The 18,224-nt window shown below is 52.0% G+C and carries 16 protein-coding genes; 7 read left to right on the top strand and 9 right to left on the bottom strand.

Going from position 1 to position 18,224, the window contains the following annotated elements; translation table 11 throughout:
• Positions 1–215: 215 nt before the first annotated feature.
• On the top strand, positions 216–413 hold the full coding sequence (locus LZ463_RS04385) for a DUF1737 domain-containing protein (protein WP_241454201.1): 198 nt from the start codon (positions 216–218) through the stop codon (positions 411–413).
• Between the two features lie 55 nt (positions 414–468).
• On the top strand, positions 469–1,281 hold the full coding sequence (locus tag LZ463_RS04380) for a CPBP family intramembrane glutamic endopeptidase (RefSeq protein ID WP_241454200.1): 813 nt from the start codon (positions 469–471) through the stop codon (positions 1,279–1,281).
• Between the two features lie 87 nt (positions 1,282–1,368).
• On the opposite strand, the gene LZ463_RS04375 is transcribed toward LZ463_RS04380, so the two are convergent.
• From LZ463_RS04375 to LZ463_RS04350, 6 genes are all read right to left on the bottom strand, one after another.
• Positions 1,369–2,460 carry a hypothetical protein gene (locus LZ463_RS04375; RefSeq protein WP_241454198.1) on the bottom strand — a complete coding sequence of 364 codons (1,092 nt, stop codon included), beginning with the start codon at positions 2,458–2,460 and terminating at the stop codon, positions 1,369–1,371.
• Positions 2,461–2,561: 101 nt separating this feature from the next.
• Positions 2,562–3,044: an AtaL-like protein gene (locus LZ463_RS04370; protein ID WP_241454196.1), complete on the bottom strand. Its 483-nt coding sequence runs from the start codon at positions 3,042–3,044 to the stop codon at positions 2,562–2,564.
• A gap of 91 nt (positions 3,045–3,135) precedes the next feature.
• Entirely contained in the window at positions 3,136–3,501 is a 366-nt protein-coding gene (locus tag LZ463_RS04365) for a response regulator (protein ID WP_241454194.1), read from the bottom strand.
• A 1-nt stretch (position 3,502) separates the two neighbouring features.
• On the bottom strand, positions 3,503–6,649 hold the full coding sequence (locus LZ463_RS04360; protein ID WP_241454191.1) for a response regulator: 3,147 nt from the start codon (positions 6,647–6,649) through the stop codon (positions 3,503–3,505).
• 58 nt (positions 6,650–6,707) lie between these two features.
• Positions 6,708–7,505 carry a response regulator gene (locus tag LZ463_RS04355; RefSeq protein ID WP_241454189.1) on the bottom strand — a complete coding sequence of 266 codons (798 nt, stop codon included), beginning with the start codon at positions 7,503–7,505 and terminating at the stop codon, positions 6,708–6,710.
• Positions 7,498–8,559 carry a response regulator gene (locus LZ463_RS04350; protein WP_241454187.1) on the bottom strand — a complete coding sequence of 354 codons (1,062 nt, stop codon included), beginning with the start codon at positions 8,557–8,559 and terminating at the stop codon, positions 7,498–7,500. The genes LZ463_RS04355 and LZ463_RS04350 overlap by 8 nt, the downstream gene beginning before the upstream one ends.
• Before the next feature lie 281 nt (positions 8,560–8,840).
• On the opposite strand from LZ463_RS04350, the gene LZ463_RS04345 reads away from it, so the two are divergent.
• From LZ463_RS04345 to LZ463_RS04330, 4 genes are all read left to right on the top strand, one after another.
• On the top strand, positions 8,841–10,871 hold the full coding sequence (locus LZ463_RS04345; protein ID WP_241454185.1) for a UvrD-helicase domain-containing protein: 2,031 nt from the start codon (positions 8,841–8,843) through the stop codon (positions 10,869–10,871).
• A gap of 178 nt (positions 10,872–11,049) precedes the next feature.
• On the top strand, positions 11,050–11,838 hold the full coding sequence (locus LZ463_RS04340; RefSeq protein WP_241454183.1) for a substrate-binding periplasmic protein: 789 nt from the start codon (positions 11,050–11,052) through the stop codon (positions 11,836–11,838).
• Between the two features lie 65 nt (positions 11,839–11,903).
• Positions 11,904–12,554 carry a pyridoxamine 5'-phosphate oxidase family protein gene (locus tag LZ463_RS04335; RefSeq protein WP_241454181.1) on the top strand — a complete coding sequence of 217 codons (651 nt, stop codon included), beginning with the start codon at positions 11,904–11,906 and terminating at the stop codon, positions 12,552–12,554.
• Positions 12,555–12,644: 90 nt separating this feature from the next.
• Positions 12,645–13,556: a TraB/GumN family protein gene (locus tag LZ463_RS04330; protein WP_241454180.1), complete on the top strand. Its 912-nt coding sequence runs from the start codon at positions 12,645–12,647 to the stop codon at positions 13,554–13,556.
• Between the two features lie 78 nt (positions 13,557–13,634).
• Here LZ463_RS04330 and LZ463_RS04325 read toward each other — a convergent pair whose 3' ends face one another.
• Positions 13,635–15,179 (bottom strand): DUF4214 domain-containing protein, encoded by a 1,545-nt coding sequence (locus LZ463_RS04325; RefSeq protein WP_241454178.1) that lies wholly within the window; start codon positions 15,177–15,179, stop codon positions 13,635–13,637.
• A gap of 311 nt (positions 15,180–15,490) precedes the next feature.
• On the opposite strand from LZ463_RS04325, the gene LZ463_RS04320 reads away from it, so the two are divergent.
• Positions 15,491–15,883, top strand: a complete 393-nt coding sequence (locus tag LZ463_RS04320) for a hypothetical protein (RefSeq protein WP_241454176.1) — start codon at positions 15,491–15,493, stop codon at positions 15,881–15,883.
• Positions 15,884–15,922: 39 nt separating this feature from the next.
• Here LZ463_RS04320 and LZ463_RS04315 read toward each other — a convergent pair whose 3' ends face one another.
• Both LZ463_RS04315 and LZ463_RS04310 read right to left on the bottom strand, forming a co-directional pair.
• On the bottom strand, positions 15,923–16,705 hold the full coding sequence (locus LZ463_RS04315; RefSeq protein WP_241454175.1) for a substrate-binding periplasmic protein: 783 nt from the start codon (positions 16,703–16,705) through the stop codon (positions 15,923–15,925).
• Positions 16,706–16,929: 224 nt separating this feature from the next.
• Positions 16,930–18,102 carry a head GIN domain-containing protein gene (locus LZ463_RS04310; protein WP_241454173.1) on the bottom strand — a complete coding sequence of 391 codons (1,173 nt, stop codon included), beginning with the start codon at positions 18,100–18,102 and terminating at the stop codon, positions 16,930–16,932.
• Between the last annotated feature and the right edge of the window lie 122 nt (positions 18,103–18,224).

Here is an 18,224-nt window from a genome sequence, read left to right as displayed (position 1 = left end):
AGGCGTTCGAGGGAAGTGAGAATGATTGGCTTTATGAAAACCTTTTCAATTTTAACCTGAAGATGCCTATTGCCAAGGGGAAAAATTAATTTGCTGCAAATATGCCGCACTTGTTGTTACCAGTTGCCTGAGTATTAGCCGGGCACGATGGCATATAATGTCCGCCAGTTTGTCGGTTTGATTTTTGGATATTAACTGGATGTGAATAAGTCAACATGAAACTATACCGTTACCTGACCGGACCCGATGACAAGGCGTTTTGCATGCGCGTATCGACAGCCCTGAACCAGGGCTGGACGCTGTATGGCGGGCCGACCTTGAGTTTTAATGGACAGCACATGGTGGCCGGTCAGGCCATTATCAAAGAAGTGGACGGCGAATTCTCGCAGGATATAGATCTGCCTAACTCGTAGTTGCTGCTGACTTGTCAGCAACGGGCCTTCAGTCGATACGTTCGCTCCTGCCTTTATGCAACAAGAAAATGAAAATTTCCCCAGTGCGCTGGAAGCCTGTTTTCTCATCATTCTCCTGATGGGGCTGGAGCTGTTATTCAGTTCGCTGATTGACAGCATGCAGTCAGTGACCGGCATGGAGGCGGCACAGCTCGATGGGGTCGTCACGGTACTGGCGAACGCGGTGTTGTTTACGGTACTGCTGCAGTACAAGCGCCTCAGCTATGGCAAGCTGTTCCACGCCTCAGGCAACCGGGTCAGCGTGACCATTTGTCTGCTGGCCCTGCCTTTATTGCTGGTCTTGCCTGCATTGGAATTATCGATGGGACTGATCACCAACTTCATTGAAAACTGGATACCGGTCTCCGCCACGCAACAGCGTGAATTTGACGAAATGATGGGCGGTAGCGGCGGCTCTGTCATCACCGCCTGCCTGATTGCACCCGTGCTCGAAGAAATGCTGTTCCGTGGAATTATCCTGCGCAGTTTCCTGAATCAGTATTCACGCTGGCGGGCAATCCTGGGTTCGTCCATGTTGTTTGGGTTGGCACATATGAATATCTATCAGTTTGTCAGTGCTGGCATTATTGGTGTGGTGTGTGCCTGGCTGTATGACCGGACGCGGTCTTTGTGGCCGGGCATCTTCCTGCATATGAGTTCAAACATGTTTGTCCTGTATCTTTACCAGAGCATGAGCAACAGGGAAGTGCAGACTGATTGGGAAGCGTCTGACTGGCTCCTGCTGTTACTGGTGCTGATGCTGGCCATGGCAGGGATATGGCTGCTGCGTCGTTTGCTGTTGCCCGGGCGGACATCAGCGAATCAATGAATAGTCTTGCCGGGATATCCTCTGAATTGAAAAATCCGGCCACCGGGCCGGATTTTTTTATCATTCATCAATACCGGATACGAGATATCAGGCCTGCAGCATTTCGCGTTTGAGGCGGCGCGGCACTTCCCAGTCGAGTTCAGTTTCACGCTTTTTTTCCAGTGCATCGATATGCTTGATTTTCTTGCCTTCGACGAACTGGCCGGACAATAACAGGCGTGGTTTGGTCGCTGCTGACACCATGCCGTGTGTGGCCCAGCGCGAGCGTGGCAGATTGGTCGCTGCCAGGATGCCGTAATCGCTGCCGCAACTGATACCTTTTTCACCAATGACAGATTCTCCAGCCTTGATGTATTTGGCGGCATAGATGCTAGCCTTGGTGGCAATCCAGCGTCCGCAATGGATTTCACCGCGCAGGCTGCTGATTTCACCGCTGGCGCGCAGATAACCCCAGGTACTGATGTCGCCCTGGCTGTGTATGCTGGCGACTTCAAGATTGCCCTGGCAAATCACGGTGGCGGCGAACAGATGACCTTCCACCTGTATATCGGTTTCACTGAACAGTTCACCCTGGCAATTGCAGTCTCCAGCGACATGGATGGCGGCAGCGGACAGATGGCCGCCGACAAACTGGATTTCACCAACTTCAAGCACGTCATCGAGCTGCACATTGCCATGACAGTCGAGGTCGGCACAGGCGACATATCCGAGTGCCTGGATATCGCCAAAGCCGCCAAAGGGATCATGGTGGGCATAGCGCGCCAGAATGGCAGGATGGACCAGCTTGTCCATGAAGCCGCTGCCATCGGCGGCCGGTTTGCCCTGATCCAGTTCCAGCATGCGCGCCATCCATTCGGCATTGCAGCCAGTCTTCAACAGGTATTCCACGTCAATATTGCCACCGGCGTCGAGCGCCTGGCCTACATACAGCGATTGCACGCGGATATCACCGGTCACGGTCAGCTTGCCCAGGCAAAATACCTCTTCAGCCTGCAGGTCACCATCGATCAGGCAATCGCCACCCACGATGAACTGGGTGGCGATCACGGCATCGCCCTGGATATGCACATCGCCATCGGTGGCAAACTGTTTGCGTTTCAGGCGGGTGGTCTGGACCGGTAACGGTGGAGCAACAGCGTTGACGGATTTGCCATTGGCAGTTGTGGTGCGCTTGGACATGGGTAACCTTGCAATTAGGATGGGGAATATGGGGATTAAGCGGATAACAGATGCGCATTATCCCCGAATTTGCCGGTGCTCAGCAATGCAACGGGCGATTTTCAGGATGGCAGGGCGTCCAGGCGCCCGCTTTCTGCCAGTTCACGGATGATGCGTATGGTATCGACGTCTGCTTCCTGATAGGCAGATTTGCGGTATTCGTCATACATTTCATTCTCGACATCTTCCTGGGCCGTTTGCCCGGCATCGTAGCTAAAGCGGACAAACAGTGCCTGGGGTTGAGGTTCCTCTATGCTCATGCGTAAAGAAGACCTGGGGATTTCATTTTGCGCCGGGACTTCGTAATCTATGTGCTCAAACTGGGTAAAGCGGACATGGTCCGTGACGAGCAGTTCACCATAACGCAGGGTGCGTGTCATGCCGGCTTCGCTATGATCGCTGATACTGACATCGTCGATGTAGGAGACAAACATCTTGGGCAATTCTGCTCGCAAGACCAGGCCGCGCCAGAGCTGTTCGCGATTGATGACAGCAATCATGGGATTGCTCAGGTCATTGATTTCAACTAAATGTTCAAATTTCATAAGGCACCTTTGTTCTGATGCCGCCAGTTTACTCTGCCTGGCGTTGCTTGTAAGCAGCCAGACAGGCAAATGGTCTGGCCAGACGCAGCATTCAGGCTTTCAACATGGCGTCCACCAGTGACAAAAACGCCTGGTAACGTATGGGTTTTGCCATATAGGCATCACATCCCGCAGCGCGAAAGCGCTCTTCGTCACCGCTCATGGCAAAGGCGGTCAGGGCAATGATCTTGATCTGGGCAGTGGCGGCATCTGTTTTCAATTGCCTGGTGGCGGTAATACCATCAATGCCCGGCAGTTGCATATCCATCAAGATCAAATCAGGCAGCATGTCGTGCGCGACCTGCATGCCCTGTTCGGCATCAACGGCCTGCAAGACTTCATGACCGGCGTTTTGCAATAAAAAGGCCGCCAGTTTCATATTAACTGGATTATCTTCTATGATCAGTATGCGTGCCATTTTACTTACCCCTGCCCATCATGGCGCGCTTGACTTCACCGAGGAAACGGCCATGATTGAATTCGGATTTTTCCATTACTTTTTTGACATCGTTACTCAAGCGTAACCTGTCTTCCACAGTGACTTGCTTGGCTGTCAACACGATAATTGGAATACTTGCTGTGACTGTATCACTTTTCAGGGCTTCCACCACATCGAAGCCATTGATTTCGGGCATCATCAAGTCCAATATGATGAGATCGGGCTCGTGCTGTCTGGCGCTGTCTATCCCTTCCTGGCCACCGAGTGCAGATAAGGTTTTATAGCCGAATGATTCCAGCTGGGTACAAACCAGTTTGACCGCCTTGGGGTCGTCGTCGACGACCAGTGCCGTTTTATGCTTTGCTTCAGTATCACGGCAAAAGCCGAGCACGGTCAGGGCGGTAGTCAATTCTTCCCTGGCGATAGGCTTTTGCATGACATGGGCAGCACCCAGTGACAGGCCACGACCAAGATCAGCGACGATGGAGATGATAACCACGGGCGTTGATGCGAACAGCGGTTGTTGTTTGAATCTTTCCAGGAACTCCCAGCCATCCATACCCGGCAGCAGGATATCAAGTGTGATCAGGTCGGGATGTTCCTGTTCCGCTATTTTCAGTGCAACTTCGGCTGATTTTGCGCGCATTGCGCGAAATCCCACGCTTTCCAGTTGTACCCGCAAAACTTCTGACGCCTGGTCGTCATCTTCCACAATCAGGGCGAGCAAATCCCTGATCGCTTTGTCATGGCCATGGGCAGCATGACTGGTGACCGGTGCACTGTCAAATTGCCGGCCTGGCAGGTTGGCTGTACGCCAAGGCAGCAAGACGGTAAATGTTGAGCCCTTGCCGGCGATGCTGCTGACGGCCACGCTGCCATCGTGCAGTTCGGCCATACGTTTGACCATGGCCAGACCAAGACCGGTGCCCTGGTAGCGGCGTGACAGGCTATTGTCTATCTGGGTGAACGGTTTGAATAGCTGGGACTGGGCATCTTCGGGTATGCCTATGCCGCTGTCGCTGACCATGATTTCCAGATAGTGCTCATAGCGCCCGCCAGGTACTGCGTGACCATCGACACGCCGTGCAGAAAGATGGATACGGCCACCCTCAGGCGTGAATTTCACTGCATTCGACAGCAGGTTATAGATAATTTGCTTGACCTTGACTTCATCAAGCCAGATTTCACCCAGCTCATCCTGCACTTTGGCGGACACTTGCAGGCTTTGCAGGGTGGCCTGCTCACGTATCACTTGCATGCTGGACTGTATCAGTGTGGCGATATCTGTCGATTCAAGATTGATTTGCATCTTGCCTGCCTCAATCTTGGACAGGTCGAGGATGTCGTTGATCAGGGCCAGCAAATGTTTACCGCTGCCGAAGATGTCGACGGCTGCGTCTTTTTGCTGAGCAGACAAGGGGCCCATCAGGCCATCCTTGAGTATTTCTGAAAAACCGACGATGGCATTCAATGGTGTGCGCAATTCATGAGACATATTCGCCAGGAACTCGGATTTCATGCGACTGGCCTGTTCAAGCTGCTGGTTCTTGGCAGCGATTTCTTCGCTGCTGGTGCGCAATTGATCTGCCAGCAGTTTCAGGTCACTGTACTGGCGCAAATTATGTAGCGTGACCGCCAGCTGACCAGCGAGTTTCTCAAGAAAAGCCTGTTCGCCGCTGATTTCGGCATTGGTGGTTGCCAGCACCATGATGGCCTGGCGACGTTCCTGATAATTCACCGGTATCATCAGCACATACTTGGGACTGAAACTGGCCAGGCCGGTCTGCAGGCTAAGACGGCTGGCATCGAGCAGATTGCTTTTCCCTGTCAATGCCGCCTGCCCCAGCAAGCCTTCACCCATTTCGAATTCGCGTGGAACATCGCGGCCCAGGCCATACGTGGCTTCGCAGCGAAAACGGGCGTACCATTCGTCATAACTGTACAGTGCTGACATCAGGTAGCCGTGGCGCTCGGCCAGCAGGGAAAGCAAACCATTAAACAGGGCGTGTCTTTCAAAGCTGGAGGCAAACAGGTTTTGTGCCTGTACCTGGGTGTCGTCATAGTGGGCCGCGGCCCTGAGCTTGCGCTCGGTGCGGGTGAATTCGGTGACATCAACATTGACCGACAAGCCGCCGATGAGGCGGCCGCTTTCATCGCGCAAAGGGGCAGTACTGTTGGAAATGGTTTTGCGACTGCCATCAAAGCAGCGTATGTCGGCCAGTTCATTGAGTATGGTTTCACCGGTTTTCATGGTGCGCGCCATGGCCCATTCTTCTGCGGCGATGCGCTTGCCGGTATCGGGCCACCAGCCGGCATATTCGCCATATTGATCCGGGCTTACATGGCGTGAACCACCCCAGATTTCCTTGCTGCACGGATTGATCTGGGTCAGTAAGCCATCGCGATCACAAATAACCACGCCTACCGGCAAGATATCAAGCACCTGCTTCAACATCGATTCGCTTTCGCGTACAGCAGTTTCTGCTTCCACCCTTTGCATGAGGTCGCGCCTGAATTGCTGCCACAGCAGAACACCGCCACCCAAAGTAATGATCAGAACCAGTATGCCTATGCCGCGGGCTTGCACGAAATTGCTTTCAATCTGGATCTTGCGTTGTTCCAGCAATACCCGTTCTTCCTGTTCCATGGAATTGATTTGTTCCAGCAGGGTTTCCATGATGATGCGTGGGGCGCCGTTGATCAGGTGTTTGCGTGTGGCATCAAAACCCTCGGTCTGGTAGACGTGCAGGGTTTTTTCGAGAGCGCCCAGTCTTTCTTCCAGTTTCTGTGTCAGTCCACGGTGCAGCAATTGCTGGCGTGGATTATCGGCGGTCAGCAATTCTACATTTTTGGCAGCCTGGCGTGCCTGCTTGAATCTGGTGTCACGCTGATTGGTAAATACATCGTCGCCGGTGATGAAATACAGGCGCTGTATGCTTTCGAGCTCAAGTACACCGGCTTTGACTTCATTTAACTGATCAAGCACCTGGTAGGTATGGGTAACCCATAAGGAATTGCTCCGGTACTCCTGCAAGACACGGTAAAGCTGCCAGCCGGCAGATAACAGTAAAATTAGCCCAAATAGAAGTCCTCCTGCCAGCCTGAATTCGGAACTGATTTTTTTCATGATGCGTCTTTCCTGATAGGGCTAGTTCATATCTGAAGCGTTTTTTCCATTGGCGTGATCAAGCCTGCTGCGGTCTGCCCAACCCCGGTTCGGGAGCAAATGCAATCAGGGTCCCGACATTGAGGTCAAGTACAAAGTAATCCAGTCTCTGCTGTTCGTTCAGGCGTATTTGTATGCGCTTGCTGCGATCAGCCTTGAGTGCATCGCGCAGTATGGCGGGTAGTTGTCCAATTGCGACACCACTGATGAGGGGTGATGGATCCATGTCTTTCAGCGTATGCTGGGCCTGCTGATTGCAAAACTTGACCATACCGTCAGCCAGCAGGCAGACTCCGACCGGCAATTTGTACAGGGATTCGATGGCTATGTCCCTGTGTATGGAATGCATGAGCGCACCAATGGCGCGAAAGGCATGGGCGGCTTCGGCATTTTGCAGCAGGCCCTTGTAATCCCTGAGCAAGGTTTCACGATCGCGGTTCTCTGCGTACTGTTCCATTGCCAGACGGACTGTTGCAGTCAACTCTTCGTTATGCCAGGGTTTGATCAACAGCTTGAAAGGATGGGCCCGGTTGACCGCTCTCAGTACACTGTCAAGATCCGGATAGCCGGTCAGGATCAGGCGCACGATGTCAGGGTGCCGATTTTTTGTATCGATCAAAAATGTGGCCAGCCTCTCGTCACGTGGTTCACAAATCATTATGCCAATTTGTTGGCGTGCCAATATATTGCTTGCGTCGCCGGCATCTTGTGCTGCAAACAGTTCACATTGCAGTGGTCGTAACAAACGCATCAGCGATTGCAGCAGGTCGACATCATCGTCGATCAGCAAAATACCGGGGTGTAGGGCATCAGGCATCGGCATGCAGATCGTAGATGGCGGCGAAGCGATCGGCCTGGGCAATGAAGCAGGACAGTACAGCCGGATCAAAATGTTCCGGTTCGGTACGGCCGTCGCCATCGGTGATGATCTGCAGGGAGGCATCATGGTCCATCGCCGGTTTATACGGGCGACGACTGCGCAGGGCATCATATACATCGCAGATTTGCATGACTCTTGCTGCAATTGGTATGGCTTCACCCTTGAGACCATTGGGATAACCACTGCCGTCCCAGTGCTCATGATGATTGAGGGCGATTTCTGCGCCCATTTCCGTGTAAGGCGAAGTTCCGCTGGCGAGGATGCTGGCGCCCAGCGCACAATGGGTCCGCATGATATTCCATTCATCCTGGTTGAAGCTGCCCGGTTTCAGGAGGACATGGTCAGGTATGCCTATCTTGCCTATGTCATGCATGGGGCTGGCCTGAAAGATCGCATCATGGAACTCCAGAGGCAAATTCAGGGCTTGCGCCAGGACCCGGCAATAGTAGCTGATACGTTTTACGTGATGGCCGGTTTCTTCATCCTTGTGTTCGGCCGCCCTCACCAGGGTGAATACGGTATCCCGGTAGGCACTTTCCAGTTGCCTGGTGCGTTGTTCCACCTGGTTTTCGAGTATGCGGTTATGGTCAGTCAGAAAATCGCCATATTCCTTGAGTCGCAATAAGTTGCGTACCCGTATGATCAGGTCAGCACGATCTATCGGTTTGCTCAGGAATTCTTCGGCGCCGGCTTCCAGCGCGCGCAATTTGGAGGCGCGGTCATCAAGCGCAGTCAGCATGATGACAGGAATCGGCTGGGTCAGAGGATTGGCTTTCAATTCAGCAACCGTCTGGTAGCCATCCATGTCCGGCATCATGATGTCCAGCAAAATCAGGTCTGGCTGTGCGATAGCGGTCATTTTCAAGGCATCGCGGCCATTCTTGGCGTAGAGAGTGGAATATCCTTCTGCCTGCAGCAGGACTTCCAGCAGCCTGATGTTTCTTTCTTCATCGTCAACCAGCAGGATACGAGCGGATTTTAAATCTTTCATAAAATGCATCCTCCTGACTTGAAGAATAGTCTTAGCTTATATAATTGTCTAGCCTTTAATTCCAGCATCGGGTGCGTAAAATTGTTGAATTTTCTTTCATATTTAATGTTTTCATGATAATTATTCTGGGTGTGCGACTAGTGATGACGTCAATATCTGGCCAGGTCTGAACCACTTGCAATCATGAACAGGCTTTTCAGGCGCGTTGGCCTTACAATGGCACCTGCAAGCTTTTCCGGATGCCGCCGTTTTTTCCCCTATGTTTCCCCTATGTTTCCCTTATGTCCCATGGTCTGAATGCCCCGCAACGCAATGCCGTTAACTATATGGAAGGCCCCTGCCTGGTGCTGGCTGGTGCCGGTTCCGGCAAAACACGGGTCATTACCCAGAAAATCGTCAACCTGATCGAATTGCATGGCTATGATCCCAGACATATTGCCGCACTGACCTTTACCAACAAGGCTGCACTGGAAATGCAGGAACGTATAGGCAAGCTGCTGGCTGAACCACGTCAAGCCAAGCAGTTAACAGTTTCCACCTTTCATTCCTTGGGGGTGAAGATACTGCGGCAAGAGGCGCAGGCCCTGGGTTTGAAAGACAGGTTTTCCATCATGGACAGCGATGACTGTTTTTCCCTGGTGCAGGACCTGGCCATTACCACCGACAAGCAACTGATACGGCGCATACAGACCGCCATGTCCTTATGGAAAAACGGCCTGGTTGACCCGGACCAGGCATTCAGGCAGGCCCAGGACGAAGAAGAGGCAACGGCCGCCCGCATCTATCGCAGTTATGTGGCCACCTTGTCGGCCTACCAGGCCGTCGATTTTGATGACCTGATACGCCTGCCGGTGGAGTTATTCCGCAACAATGAACAGGTGCGTGACAAATGGCAACGCCGTTTGCGTTATCTGCTGGTCGATGAATATCAGGACACCAATACCTGCCAGTATGAACTGGTCAAGTTGCTGGTCACCGGCATAGGCAAAAAACCCATGTTCACCGCCGTTGGCGATGATGACCAGGCCATCTATGCCTGGCGTGGTGCGACGATAGAAAACCTGAAGACCCTGCAGGTTGATTTTCCCAACCTGGAAATCATCAAGCTGGAACAGAATTATCGCTCCAGTACCCGCATCCTGCAGGCTGCGAATGCAGTCATTGGCAACAATCCCAAGCTGTTTGAAAAGTCACTGTGGTCCGAGCATGGTCTCGGTGACCCGGTCAAGGTCATGGGCATGCTCGATGATGAACAAGAGGCTGAGCAGGTCGCCATCATGATTTCTGCCCACCGCTTTGAGCGACAGGCCAACTATTCGGACTATGCGATTTTATACCGTGGCAACCACCAGGCCAGGGTGATAGAGCAGGCGCTCAGGCGTGAGCGCATACCGTATACGATATCCGGAGGACAGAGTTTTTTTGACCGGGCAGAAATCAAGGACATCATTTCTTACCTGCGCCTGATCGCCAATGAAGATGATGATCCGGCCTTCATCCGCGCCATCACCACACCCAAACGTGGTGTCGGTCAGGCGACGCTGGAAGTGCTTGGTGCATTTGCCGGACAATGGCAGTGCTCGCTGTTTGCTGCTGTCTTCAAAGGCGGCATAGAAGCGAAACTCAGTGAGAAGCAATTACGGCCTTTGCGGCATTTCTGCAACTTCATCAACCAGGTCGAAGCGCATGCCCACAGGGAAGGGCATGCAGCCGAGTTGCTCGACGACCTGATGAAGGAAATCAATTACGAAGGCTATCTTTATGACAATTTTGAAGACCGGGCTGCACAGAATAAATGGCAGAATGTCCTGGACTTCACCCAATGGCTGAAAACCAAGGGCAGTGGCGGCAAGGATGGTACTGATGACCACCGCAGCCTGCTTGACCTGACCCAGATGGTGGCCCTGATGACCATGATGGAAGGTAAGGATGAAGTCCCCGATGCAGTACGCATGTCCACTCTGCATGCTTCCAAGGGACTGGAATATCCGCATGTCTTCCTGGTAGGGGTGGAAGAAGGCATCTTGCCACACAAGGGCGACCCGGATGCGCCGGTGGAAACCATCGCAGCGCGCATAGAAGAAGAGCGCCGTCTGATGTATGTCGGCATTACCCGTGCACAGCGCAGCCTGCACATCACCTGGTGCAAGAAGCGCAAACGCGCCGGTGTCGCGGTGCATTGTGACCCTTCAAGGTTCCTGAAAGAAATGAAGCTCGATGAAGGCGACGCTGTACCTGCCGAAACCGAAGTCCTGACGCCCAAAGAGAGACTGGCGGGTTTGAAGGCCCTGCTGAATAAGCCGAGAGAATAATATGACGTTCATGTCCATTTTTTGGTGTTCAGACAGATCAGCAAGTTTGGCGAAAACGATGTTAGGATGATAAAAGAGTAAAATCGAATGCTGCTGATAAAGTGCTGGCTGATGGCTGGATGGAACCAGGGCTGTTGTGCCAGGATCAAACCTGCAAGAAGTAAGCTATAAGTGAACTATGTGTCGCTCTATTGTTTTGATCATCTTTGGTTTTCTTGTCACGCTTTCTCCTCCTGCACAGGCAGTCGGCAGCTGCGAGCGCATCGTCATTTCCGCAGACCCTGCCTACCCCCCTTTGCATTGGCATGACGGGCAGCAGTTTCACGGTGCCAGCATCCTGATCCTGACCCGCATACTGAATGACCTTGGTCTGCCTTATGAAGTGCGCTATCTGGGACCGTGGAAGCGAGTCCTCAGTGCTGCACAAAGTGGTGGTATCGATATGATTACCACCTTGAAATCGACGCCTGAGCGACGCAGCTTTCTGTTATTCAGTGAGCTGGTCCTGAATAATCCTGTGGCCGCCTTTGCCAGAAAAGACAAACCCATCAGCTTTTCAAAGTGGGAAGACTTGTCTGCCTTGAACGGGGGGATTGCACGCGGCAACCGTTTTGGCCTGCCATTTGATGATTTCATGGACAAGCACCTCAATATCAAGGAGACAGACAACCTGGAAACCGCGTTCAGGATGTTGCAGGCAAACCGTTTTGATTATGTGATAACAGGCTATCATTCCGGTCAGGCTTACCTGGCTTCTGCCAATCTGGAAGACAAACTGATGGCCGTGCGCCCGTTTTTGATCGATTCACAGAATCTGTTTGGCATGGTTGCACAAAGCCCCTGTGTCAGTTATCTGCCGCTGATTAACAGGCAGCTGGAAAAACTGCATAAAGAAGCCTATATAGAACAGGCTTTGATGCAGGCCAGGGCAGAATGGCGCGCATCCCCGGTGATTGGCAAGAATTGATGCGTCCGCAAAATACAGTCGCTTTGCCAGACCCAAGTTTTTGTATTTTTGAAAGATGAAGCACTATGGTTACACCAGTCCAAACCCAGACCCAACCCCAGATCCATCCCCATCTGATTACTACACCTGAACAGCTCAGCCATCTATTTGATGAAGTTGGTACTGCCTCGATCACGAAAGAGGTGACTTACCTGCATCCGCATTACCGTGCCATGATAGAAGCCTCACCATTTGCTGTACTGGCCAGCCATGGACCAGAGGGCATGGATGCCTCACCCCGTGGCGATGCCCCCGGTTTTATCGTGGTGGAAGATGAGCAGACCCTGCTCTTGCCCGAACGGCGTGGCAATAACCGTATTGACAGTTTGCGCAATATCTTGTCCGACCCGCATGTTGCTCTGCTGTTCCTGATACCTGGCGCAGGTGAAACCCTGCGCGTCAACGGTCGCGCCAGTATTTCCATTGAACCGGCACTGCTGGAAAGACTTGCCGTTGACGGTAAACCACCCAAATGCGTATTGCGCATACAGGTCGATGCTGTCTATTTCCAGTGTGCCCGCGCCATCCTGCGCTCGCGTTTGTGGCAACGTGCCCTTGATGGCAAGCCGGACTTGCCCAGTCCAGGCACTATTCTGGCTGCCTTGAGCAATGCTGAAGTCGATGGCGAAAAGTACGATAGCGAATTACCCGTCAGACAGCGTGCTACCTTGTATTAGTGGACAGTAACAGTGCGTTGTTTTACACATGACAGTCCGGGCTTTCTGGTATTCTGTGCCGCCAGGAAAAATTTACATGGAAAAACGATAATGAAATTGAAGAGTGCATTTTCTCAACTGATGTTCAAGTACGTGACGGTACTGGGGCTGGCCCTGACATTAGGTACGGCATACGCCCAGGCTGAAAAAGAAACGCCGGCCAAAGGTGTGATGTGGGAAGTCAAGTCGGAAAAAAATACCGCTTACCTGTTTGGGTCCTTTCACCTGGCCAAGGCCAGTTTTTACCCCATGCCCGAGGCGGTAGAGCAGGCCTACAAACAGGCTGACACCCTGGTAGTTGAAGTCGATACGACGGACGCCAAGGCCGCAGAAAAAACCATGCCCTTGTTTACCTATGCGGCTCCGGACAAACTGGAAAATCACATCAGTAAAAAAACCTGGGAAAACCTGCAAGCGATGGTAGGGTCTTCTGTTGTGCAATTCCAGAGCCTCAAGCCTACCATCGCTGCCACCGCGCTGACTCTCAGCCTGTTCAGGCAGCAGGGTTATGATGCATCGAAAGGGGTGGACTTACATTATCTCTTGCGCGCCAAACAAGACAAGAAAGACATCGTAGAACTGGAAAGCCTGGCGTTTCAGGCGAGTATGCTTGGCAGCCTCAATGATGAAGATGCCGACGCCATGCTGGCCCAGACCCTGGATGGCTTGAAAAACGGTGACATCCTGCGTGAAACTGCCGACATGATAGAAGCCTGGAAAAACGGCGATGCCGAAAACCTCGCAAAAATCCTGCTGCATGCAGCCAACAAGGATGCCGGTTCCAAGAAACTGATGAAAATCTTGCTCGATGACCGTAATCCAGGCATGACAGAAAAAATTGTCGACATGCTGAACAAGGAGAAGAAGTTGTTTATCGTAGTCGGCGCCGGACATTTTTCCGGCCCCAACAGCATTCTTGATATGCTCGAAAAGCAGGGTTTGCAGGTCAGGCAAATCAAGTAATTCAGATACATGATGATGACTGCCTGAGCGCGGCCGCTGCGCCCAGGCAATCATGCATAGACCATCTCACCGGGATGATCATCCCAGCCACATCGTATATTCAATACCGTCCTGTATGGCAGCCAGGACCTGTGCCTTGTTTTCCACACTTTCACAAAAACTTGCCAGTGCCGTTTGAGGTGTGCTGACACCACTGCTCAGTTCCTTGTTCCAGTAGTCGAAGCCAGCCTGGTCAGGCGCACGGTGCAAGACATTCTGGTAAAAGTTAGTGATTAAAGTGGTCGTCGAAGGATTGGCGCCGTAGAGTTTCTGGAATTCGGCAGATTGAAAAAAACCGGCTGCGACCGTACTCAGGCTGGAACCCTTATCCATGTCAGCAATCCAGTAACCCAGGCCGGCGGCATCAGGTTTGCGGTCAAATGCCGCCTGGTAAAGGCGGTAAGCCTGACCAGCGACTCCGTCAAAATCGAATGCCACTACTTTGTCGTTGAGTTGCACGCGCTCCACATTGATGACTGAGGTGACATCATTGGTTGAATTGTTGATGAATTTAACGTCGCTGCTCCCTTTTTTTATTGTGAATGCCGCACGGTTTTCCTTGATCAGCAATACATCAAAACCTGCGCCACCGTCCACCGTGTCGCCACCACCGTTGCTTTCAAAGCGGTTGTTGGCATTATTGCCTGTCATGACATCGCTAAAGCGTGTGCCGATCACGTTTTCGATCACTGTCCCGTAAGCGATGGAAACATTATTGATTGAGGCAGTATCACTCGCCAGCCTGCCGACAGAACTGTTCGCACCTGGGTTCAGGTTGATATTTGCTGCCATTGTCAATGCAGACATGTTGAGTGTGTCAACACCGCCTGTGTCATTGATGACCTTCAGTACACGTCCATCCGCATCGGTGAAATTGTAGGTGGTGTCGCCAGCATTGTAGGTTTTGCTTCCATACAGGTATTGCAGCGCAAGATAGTCATATTTGCCGAAGAAGTCTCTTTCCTGTCCCTGTGGGGCTGAAATATAAGACATGACGGTATTGATGGCGTTGTCTTCTGCCGCGGCCAGAAAATTATCGGGTGCGCTTGATGCCGGTTCCCCTGCATTGTAGTTACCAGGATGTTTCAGGCCCAGCGCATGGCCAATTTCGTGGACCAGGGTGGACCAGGCGCCACTACCGGGCACAATATTGCTCAGGTTGTCACTGGCTTCATTGTTAATGTAAACATCGCCGCTGGTTTTGGTGTCTGAGGTATCGGGATAAGTCGCATAACCGGCACTGGTGCTTCCCTGGGCATTATTGCCAAAACGGATATAGCCGTAGCTGTCGGCGGTGTCGGACACCTCTTTGAAACTGATACCGAATTGCTGAGAAATCTGGTCGAGTATCTTGCGCGTTGCTACTTTTTGCTCATCGGTAAAGACGCTGAATCCCTTCTTGTCAGAGTCTTGAGCATAGCCGGGTGCCGCATTCATGAAGCTGAAGCTCACCTCTACGGCGGTACCAACCGGGCTACCGTTGTTCCAGCGTGCCGTTGCAGATGGCAGCAGTACATCTATTCTGTAGTCACCACTATAAGGTGTGACGATGACAGTTTCTTTTTGTGTAGAGACAGTAGTCATGATATTAATTCCCAGTCTGGATAGAAGAAGGTTGGGTGTATTCTCGTGCGAGCCCCGGGCAATGAATGGAATAAACCACTGTCTGTGACAAACCGGCATTGCCAAGTCTCAGGATGTGCAAGCTAAAATAGAGATTGTAATAAAATAACGTAAGTGCTTCGTAAGAGAGAATGTTTTTGGCAATATCATGGTTCCCGGCTCTGGTCGCCAGGAAATATCCCTGTTCGTGTCACAATACTGAATATCAGCGTGAATTTTAGATTACCATGCGCTAAAAACCAGTCTGGCAAATATACAAGATGTTAAATGACATGCAGGATACAAGCACCACGGTTTTGACCGAACACCCCTGGATTTCGCTGGAAAGCGGCCCGGATGTAGAAGCCTGGATGGACTTGCAGCACCGGGAATTGCAACAGGCCCTGGGCAACAAACCCACGACAGGGCAGGGTATATGCCTGACTTTGCTGCATGGCGGCGAGCTGTACATGCACACCAACTCTGACGGTGACGTATTGATGGATCTGACGCCTGAAGCTGCCTGGGTTGCGCCGGTATTGATGGCAGTTACCGGCAATCCTGCACCGCGCGGACAAGTTTGGTGTCTGCCTGGTCATGTGCTGATACAACTGATTCTGGGTCTCAATACCCTCATCGCCAGCAGCAGGCTGGTATTGCAGCATCACTACAAGGGTGCGCGCTGAGCAAGGACTATTGCGTGGCGATACGTTCATATTGCAAGTTCATCTGGGATTGTAGATTCTGGCCAGCACGCCATCTTCGCGGCTGCGTACGATGGCGCGGTCCAGTTTTTCCATCAAACCCCTGTCAAGGTCTGGCCGTATCGCAATATGTATATCTACCGATGATACGGGTTTGGGCAGAATACAGAACAGGGCGGCATTTGTCTGCTTGCCGGTAAATTCGGCAGCATATTGCTGGTTGAGGCGGTTTTCCAGCTGTCTGATGTTGGTAGCCGAGCTGTAATAAAGAAAAGCGTCCATGCGTCCCATCACCAGCTTTTGGAAGCGGCCAGGTATGTTGCCGGTATCGTCTTCCACCTTGAACAGCACGTTGCTCAGGCGGTCAAATTCTTCGCCATAGCTGGTGCCGCGTACGATGCCTATGGTCTTGCCCTTGAGATCGTTGAGGGAGTTGAACTGGAATTTTGCATTGCACAGCGTCACCAGTAGTGACTGATCGGCAAAAATCGGGGTTGAGAATGTAAAGTTATGCAGGCGTTCCCTGGTTTTTGAAATCCCGAAGATCAGGCCTTCACCATTCGCTGCATTTTCCAGTGCCCGTTTCCAGGGATAACGGCGGATTTCAAACTTCAGTCCGGCACGTTGTTCAAGTGCATGCAGCACTTCCATGATCTCGGTCCGTATGGGGATGACCTGGCCTTTGCCGTCCAGTTCTTCACTCATCAACAAGACGACACTCTTACTGACTTGTGCCGCTATTGCGCTGCCCCAGCAACTGCCCGCCAGCAATAGGCAGCCTAGTAAGCGAGAAAGTCTTGGCATTGTGATCCCGGTCGCTGAATTGACTCAAATCATCTTAGCGTAATTTCCCTGCTTTGGCTGTACCGGGGTAGTGCTTGCATACATTACTAACAATTGCATCTGGCAAACGTGTGGGTGTACGAGTGCCCGGCAAGAGCTGCCGGAAATTGATTCGTCACCTATACAAAAAATCCAGCTGTTCTCCATGGAATAGCTGGATTTTGTGCTACCTGCTTTGCCAGTTGTCACTCATTGACAACGCCGTTACGGTCTATCTTGACTATCCTGGAACCCCCTGCCTGTTTCACATTGACTTCGGCCATGCCGGGACCGGTGACCTTGATGCTGGCGCTGTCGAGCAGCAAATCGCTTGCTTTCAGATCATCACTGCCGCTTAATTTTGCGTTCAGGCTTTTTGCCCTGCCTTTGAGACTGACATGGCCAGGGCCTTGCATATTGATTTCCAGGGCTGCATCGGATTGCAGTTCTGCCTCAAAGTCGCCAGAGCCTGACAGGTCGGCTTTCAGTGCGCCCTGGATGCGGCGGAAACTATGATTGGCCGACCCATTATTGCTAATCTGCAAATCCTTGACCTGTAAATCGTTGGCATTGACGTCGCCGGAGCCATTGCTGGCCAAGACCAGTTGCCCGACTTCACCTGACAGCTGCAGTTCACCGGGACCATTGCTCTTTATGTTTGCCTGTTCAGCCCTGAGCCCTTGCACGACGACATCACCAGAACCATACATCTCGACTTGTAATGCCTTGATACTGCCCGTTAATTTCACGTCAGAGGAACCATGTACTGCCAGCTTGACGGCGGCATTTTGCAGGTTGTCGACTTTCAGGTCCCCACTGCCGTGTACTGCAGCATCGAGGGATTGCACGATGTTACTGAGATGGGCATCACCGGAGCCACGCATTTCCAGTTCCAGCTGGCTAATCTGTAACTGTTGCAGGTCAAGGTCGCCGCTACCACTGCTCGTTAACTTCAGGTTCGCGGTTTTGCCGCTGACCCTGGCATCACCCGAGCCATTTTGTTCTACCGTCAATTTTTCTGTCTGTATGTCACGTACATCGACGTCACCACTGCCACCATTGCTGATCTTGTTCAGGCCGCTGGCGGTGATTCTGACGGTGCCCGGTTTGCTGCTCCAGCTAAAGCTGTAGGCTTTGCGTTTGCTGCGTATGATCAGGACCTGGTTTTCGACGACAGTTTCAATTTCCGGCACCAGATTATCGTCACCACTGACTTCGACGGCGGGTTTTGAGCCATTCGTGACAATGACATCGAAGAAGCTGGAATTTTGTATGGCGTTGAATTCCGTCACGCTACGTTGCTCGCTGACGAGCTTGCCACTACCCTTGATGGTGTTACCATTGACTCTGACCTCACAGCCAGTCAGCAAAACGCTCATGAGCGCCAGGCATCCGAATGATTTGAACATGATATTGAATGTAAAAAAGGGTTAACGATTCTAGTTTACTGGTGTTCTGATTGGAATACCTCATGGAAAAAGACAGAATGCGCAATCCTTGT

It is taken from the genome of Undibacterium paludis, assembly GCF_022568815.1.
In the GTDB taxonomy this organism is placed as follows: domain Bacteria; phylum Pseudomonadota; class Gammaproteobacteria; order Burkholderiales; family Burkholderiaceae_D; genus Undibacterium.
This window is presented reverse-complemented; position numbering and strand designations above follow the sequence as displayed.

What these genes read in the sequence shown, in the direction of transcription:
- LZ463_RS04385 (WP_241454201.1), top strand. Translation starts at nt 216, where the DNA reads ATGAAACTATACCGTTACCTGACCGGACCCGATGACAAGGCGTTTTGC.
- LZ463_RS04380 (WP_241454200.1), top strand. Translation starts at nt 469, where the DNA reads ATGCAACAAGAAAATGAAAATTTCCCCAGTGCGCTGGAAGCCTGTTTT.
- LZ463_RS04375 (WP_241454198.1), bottom strand. Translation starts at nt 2,460, where the DNA reads ATGTCCAAGCGCACCACAACTGCCAATGGCAAATCCGTCAACGCTGTT.
- LZ463_RS04370 (WP_241454196.1), bottom strand. Translation starts at nt 3,044, where the DNA reads ATGAAATTTGAACATTTAGTTGAAATCAATGACCTGAGCAATCCCATG.
- LZ463_RS04365 (WP_241454194.1), bottom strand. Translation starts at nt 3,501, where the DNA reads ATGGCACGCATACTGATCATAGAAGATAATCCAGTTAATATGAAACTG.
- LZ463_RS04360 (WP_241454191.1), bottom strand. Translation starts at nt 6,649, where the DNA reads ATGAAAAAAATCAGTTCCGAATTCAGGCTGGCAGGAGGACTTCTATTT.
- LZ463_RS04355 (WP_241454189.1), bottom strand. Translation starts at nt 7,505, where the DNA reads ATGCCTGATGCCCTACACCCCGGTATTTTGCTGATCGACGATGATGTC.
- LZ463_RS04350 (WP_241454187.1), bottom strand. Translation starts at nt 8,559, where the DNA reads ATGAAAGATTTAAAATCCGCTCGTATCCTGCTGGTTGACGATGAAGAA.
- LZ463_RS04345 (WP_241454185.1), top strand. Translation starts at nt 8,841, where the DNA reads ATGTCCCATGGTCTGAATGCCCCGCAACGCAATGCCGTTAACTATATG.
- LZ463_RS04340 (WP_241454183.1), top strand. Translation starts at nt 11,050, where the DNA reads ATGTGTCGCTCTATTGTTTTGATCATCTTTGGTTTTCTTGTCACGCTT.
- LZ463_RS04335 (WP_241454181.1), top strand. Translation starts at nt 11,904, where the DNA reads ATGGTTACACCAGTCCAAACCCAGACCCAACCCCAGATCCATCCCCAT.
- LZ463_RS04330 (WP_241454180.1), top strand. Translation starts at nt 12,645, where the DNA reads ATGAAATTGAAGAGTGCATTTTCTCAACTGATGTTCAAGTACGTGACG.
- LZ463_RS04325 (WP_241454178.1), bottom strand. Translation starts at nt 15,179, where the DNA reads ATGACTACTGTCTCTACACAAAAAGAAACTGTCATCGTCACACCTTAT.
- LZ463_RS04320 (WP_241454176.1), top strand. Translation starts at nt 15,491, where the DNA reads ATGCAGGATACAAGCACCACGGTTTTGACCGAACACCCCTGGATTTCG.
- LZ463_RS04315 (WP_241454175.1), bottom strand. Translation starts at nt 16,705, where the DNA reads ATGCCAAGACTTTCTCGCTTACTAGGCTGCCTATTGCTGGCGGGCAGT.
- LZ463_RS04310 (WP_241454173.1), bottom strand. Translation starts at nt 18,102, where the DNA reads ATGAGCGTTTTGCTGACTGGCTGTGAGGTCAGAGTCAATGGTAACACC.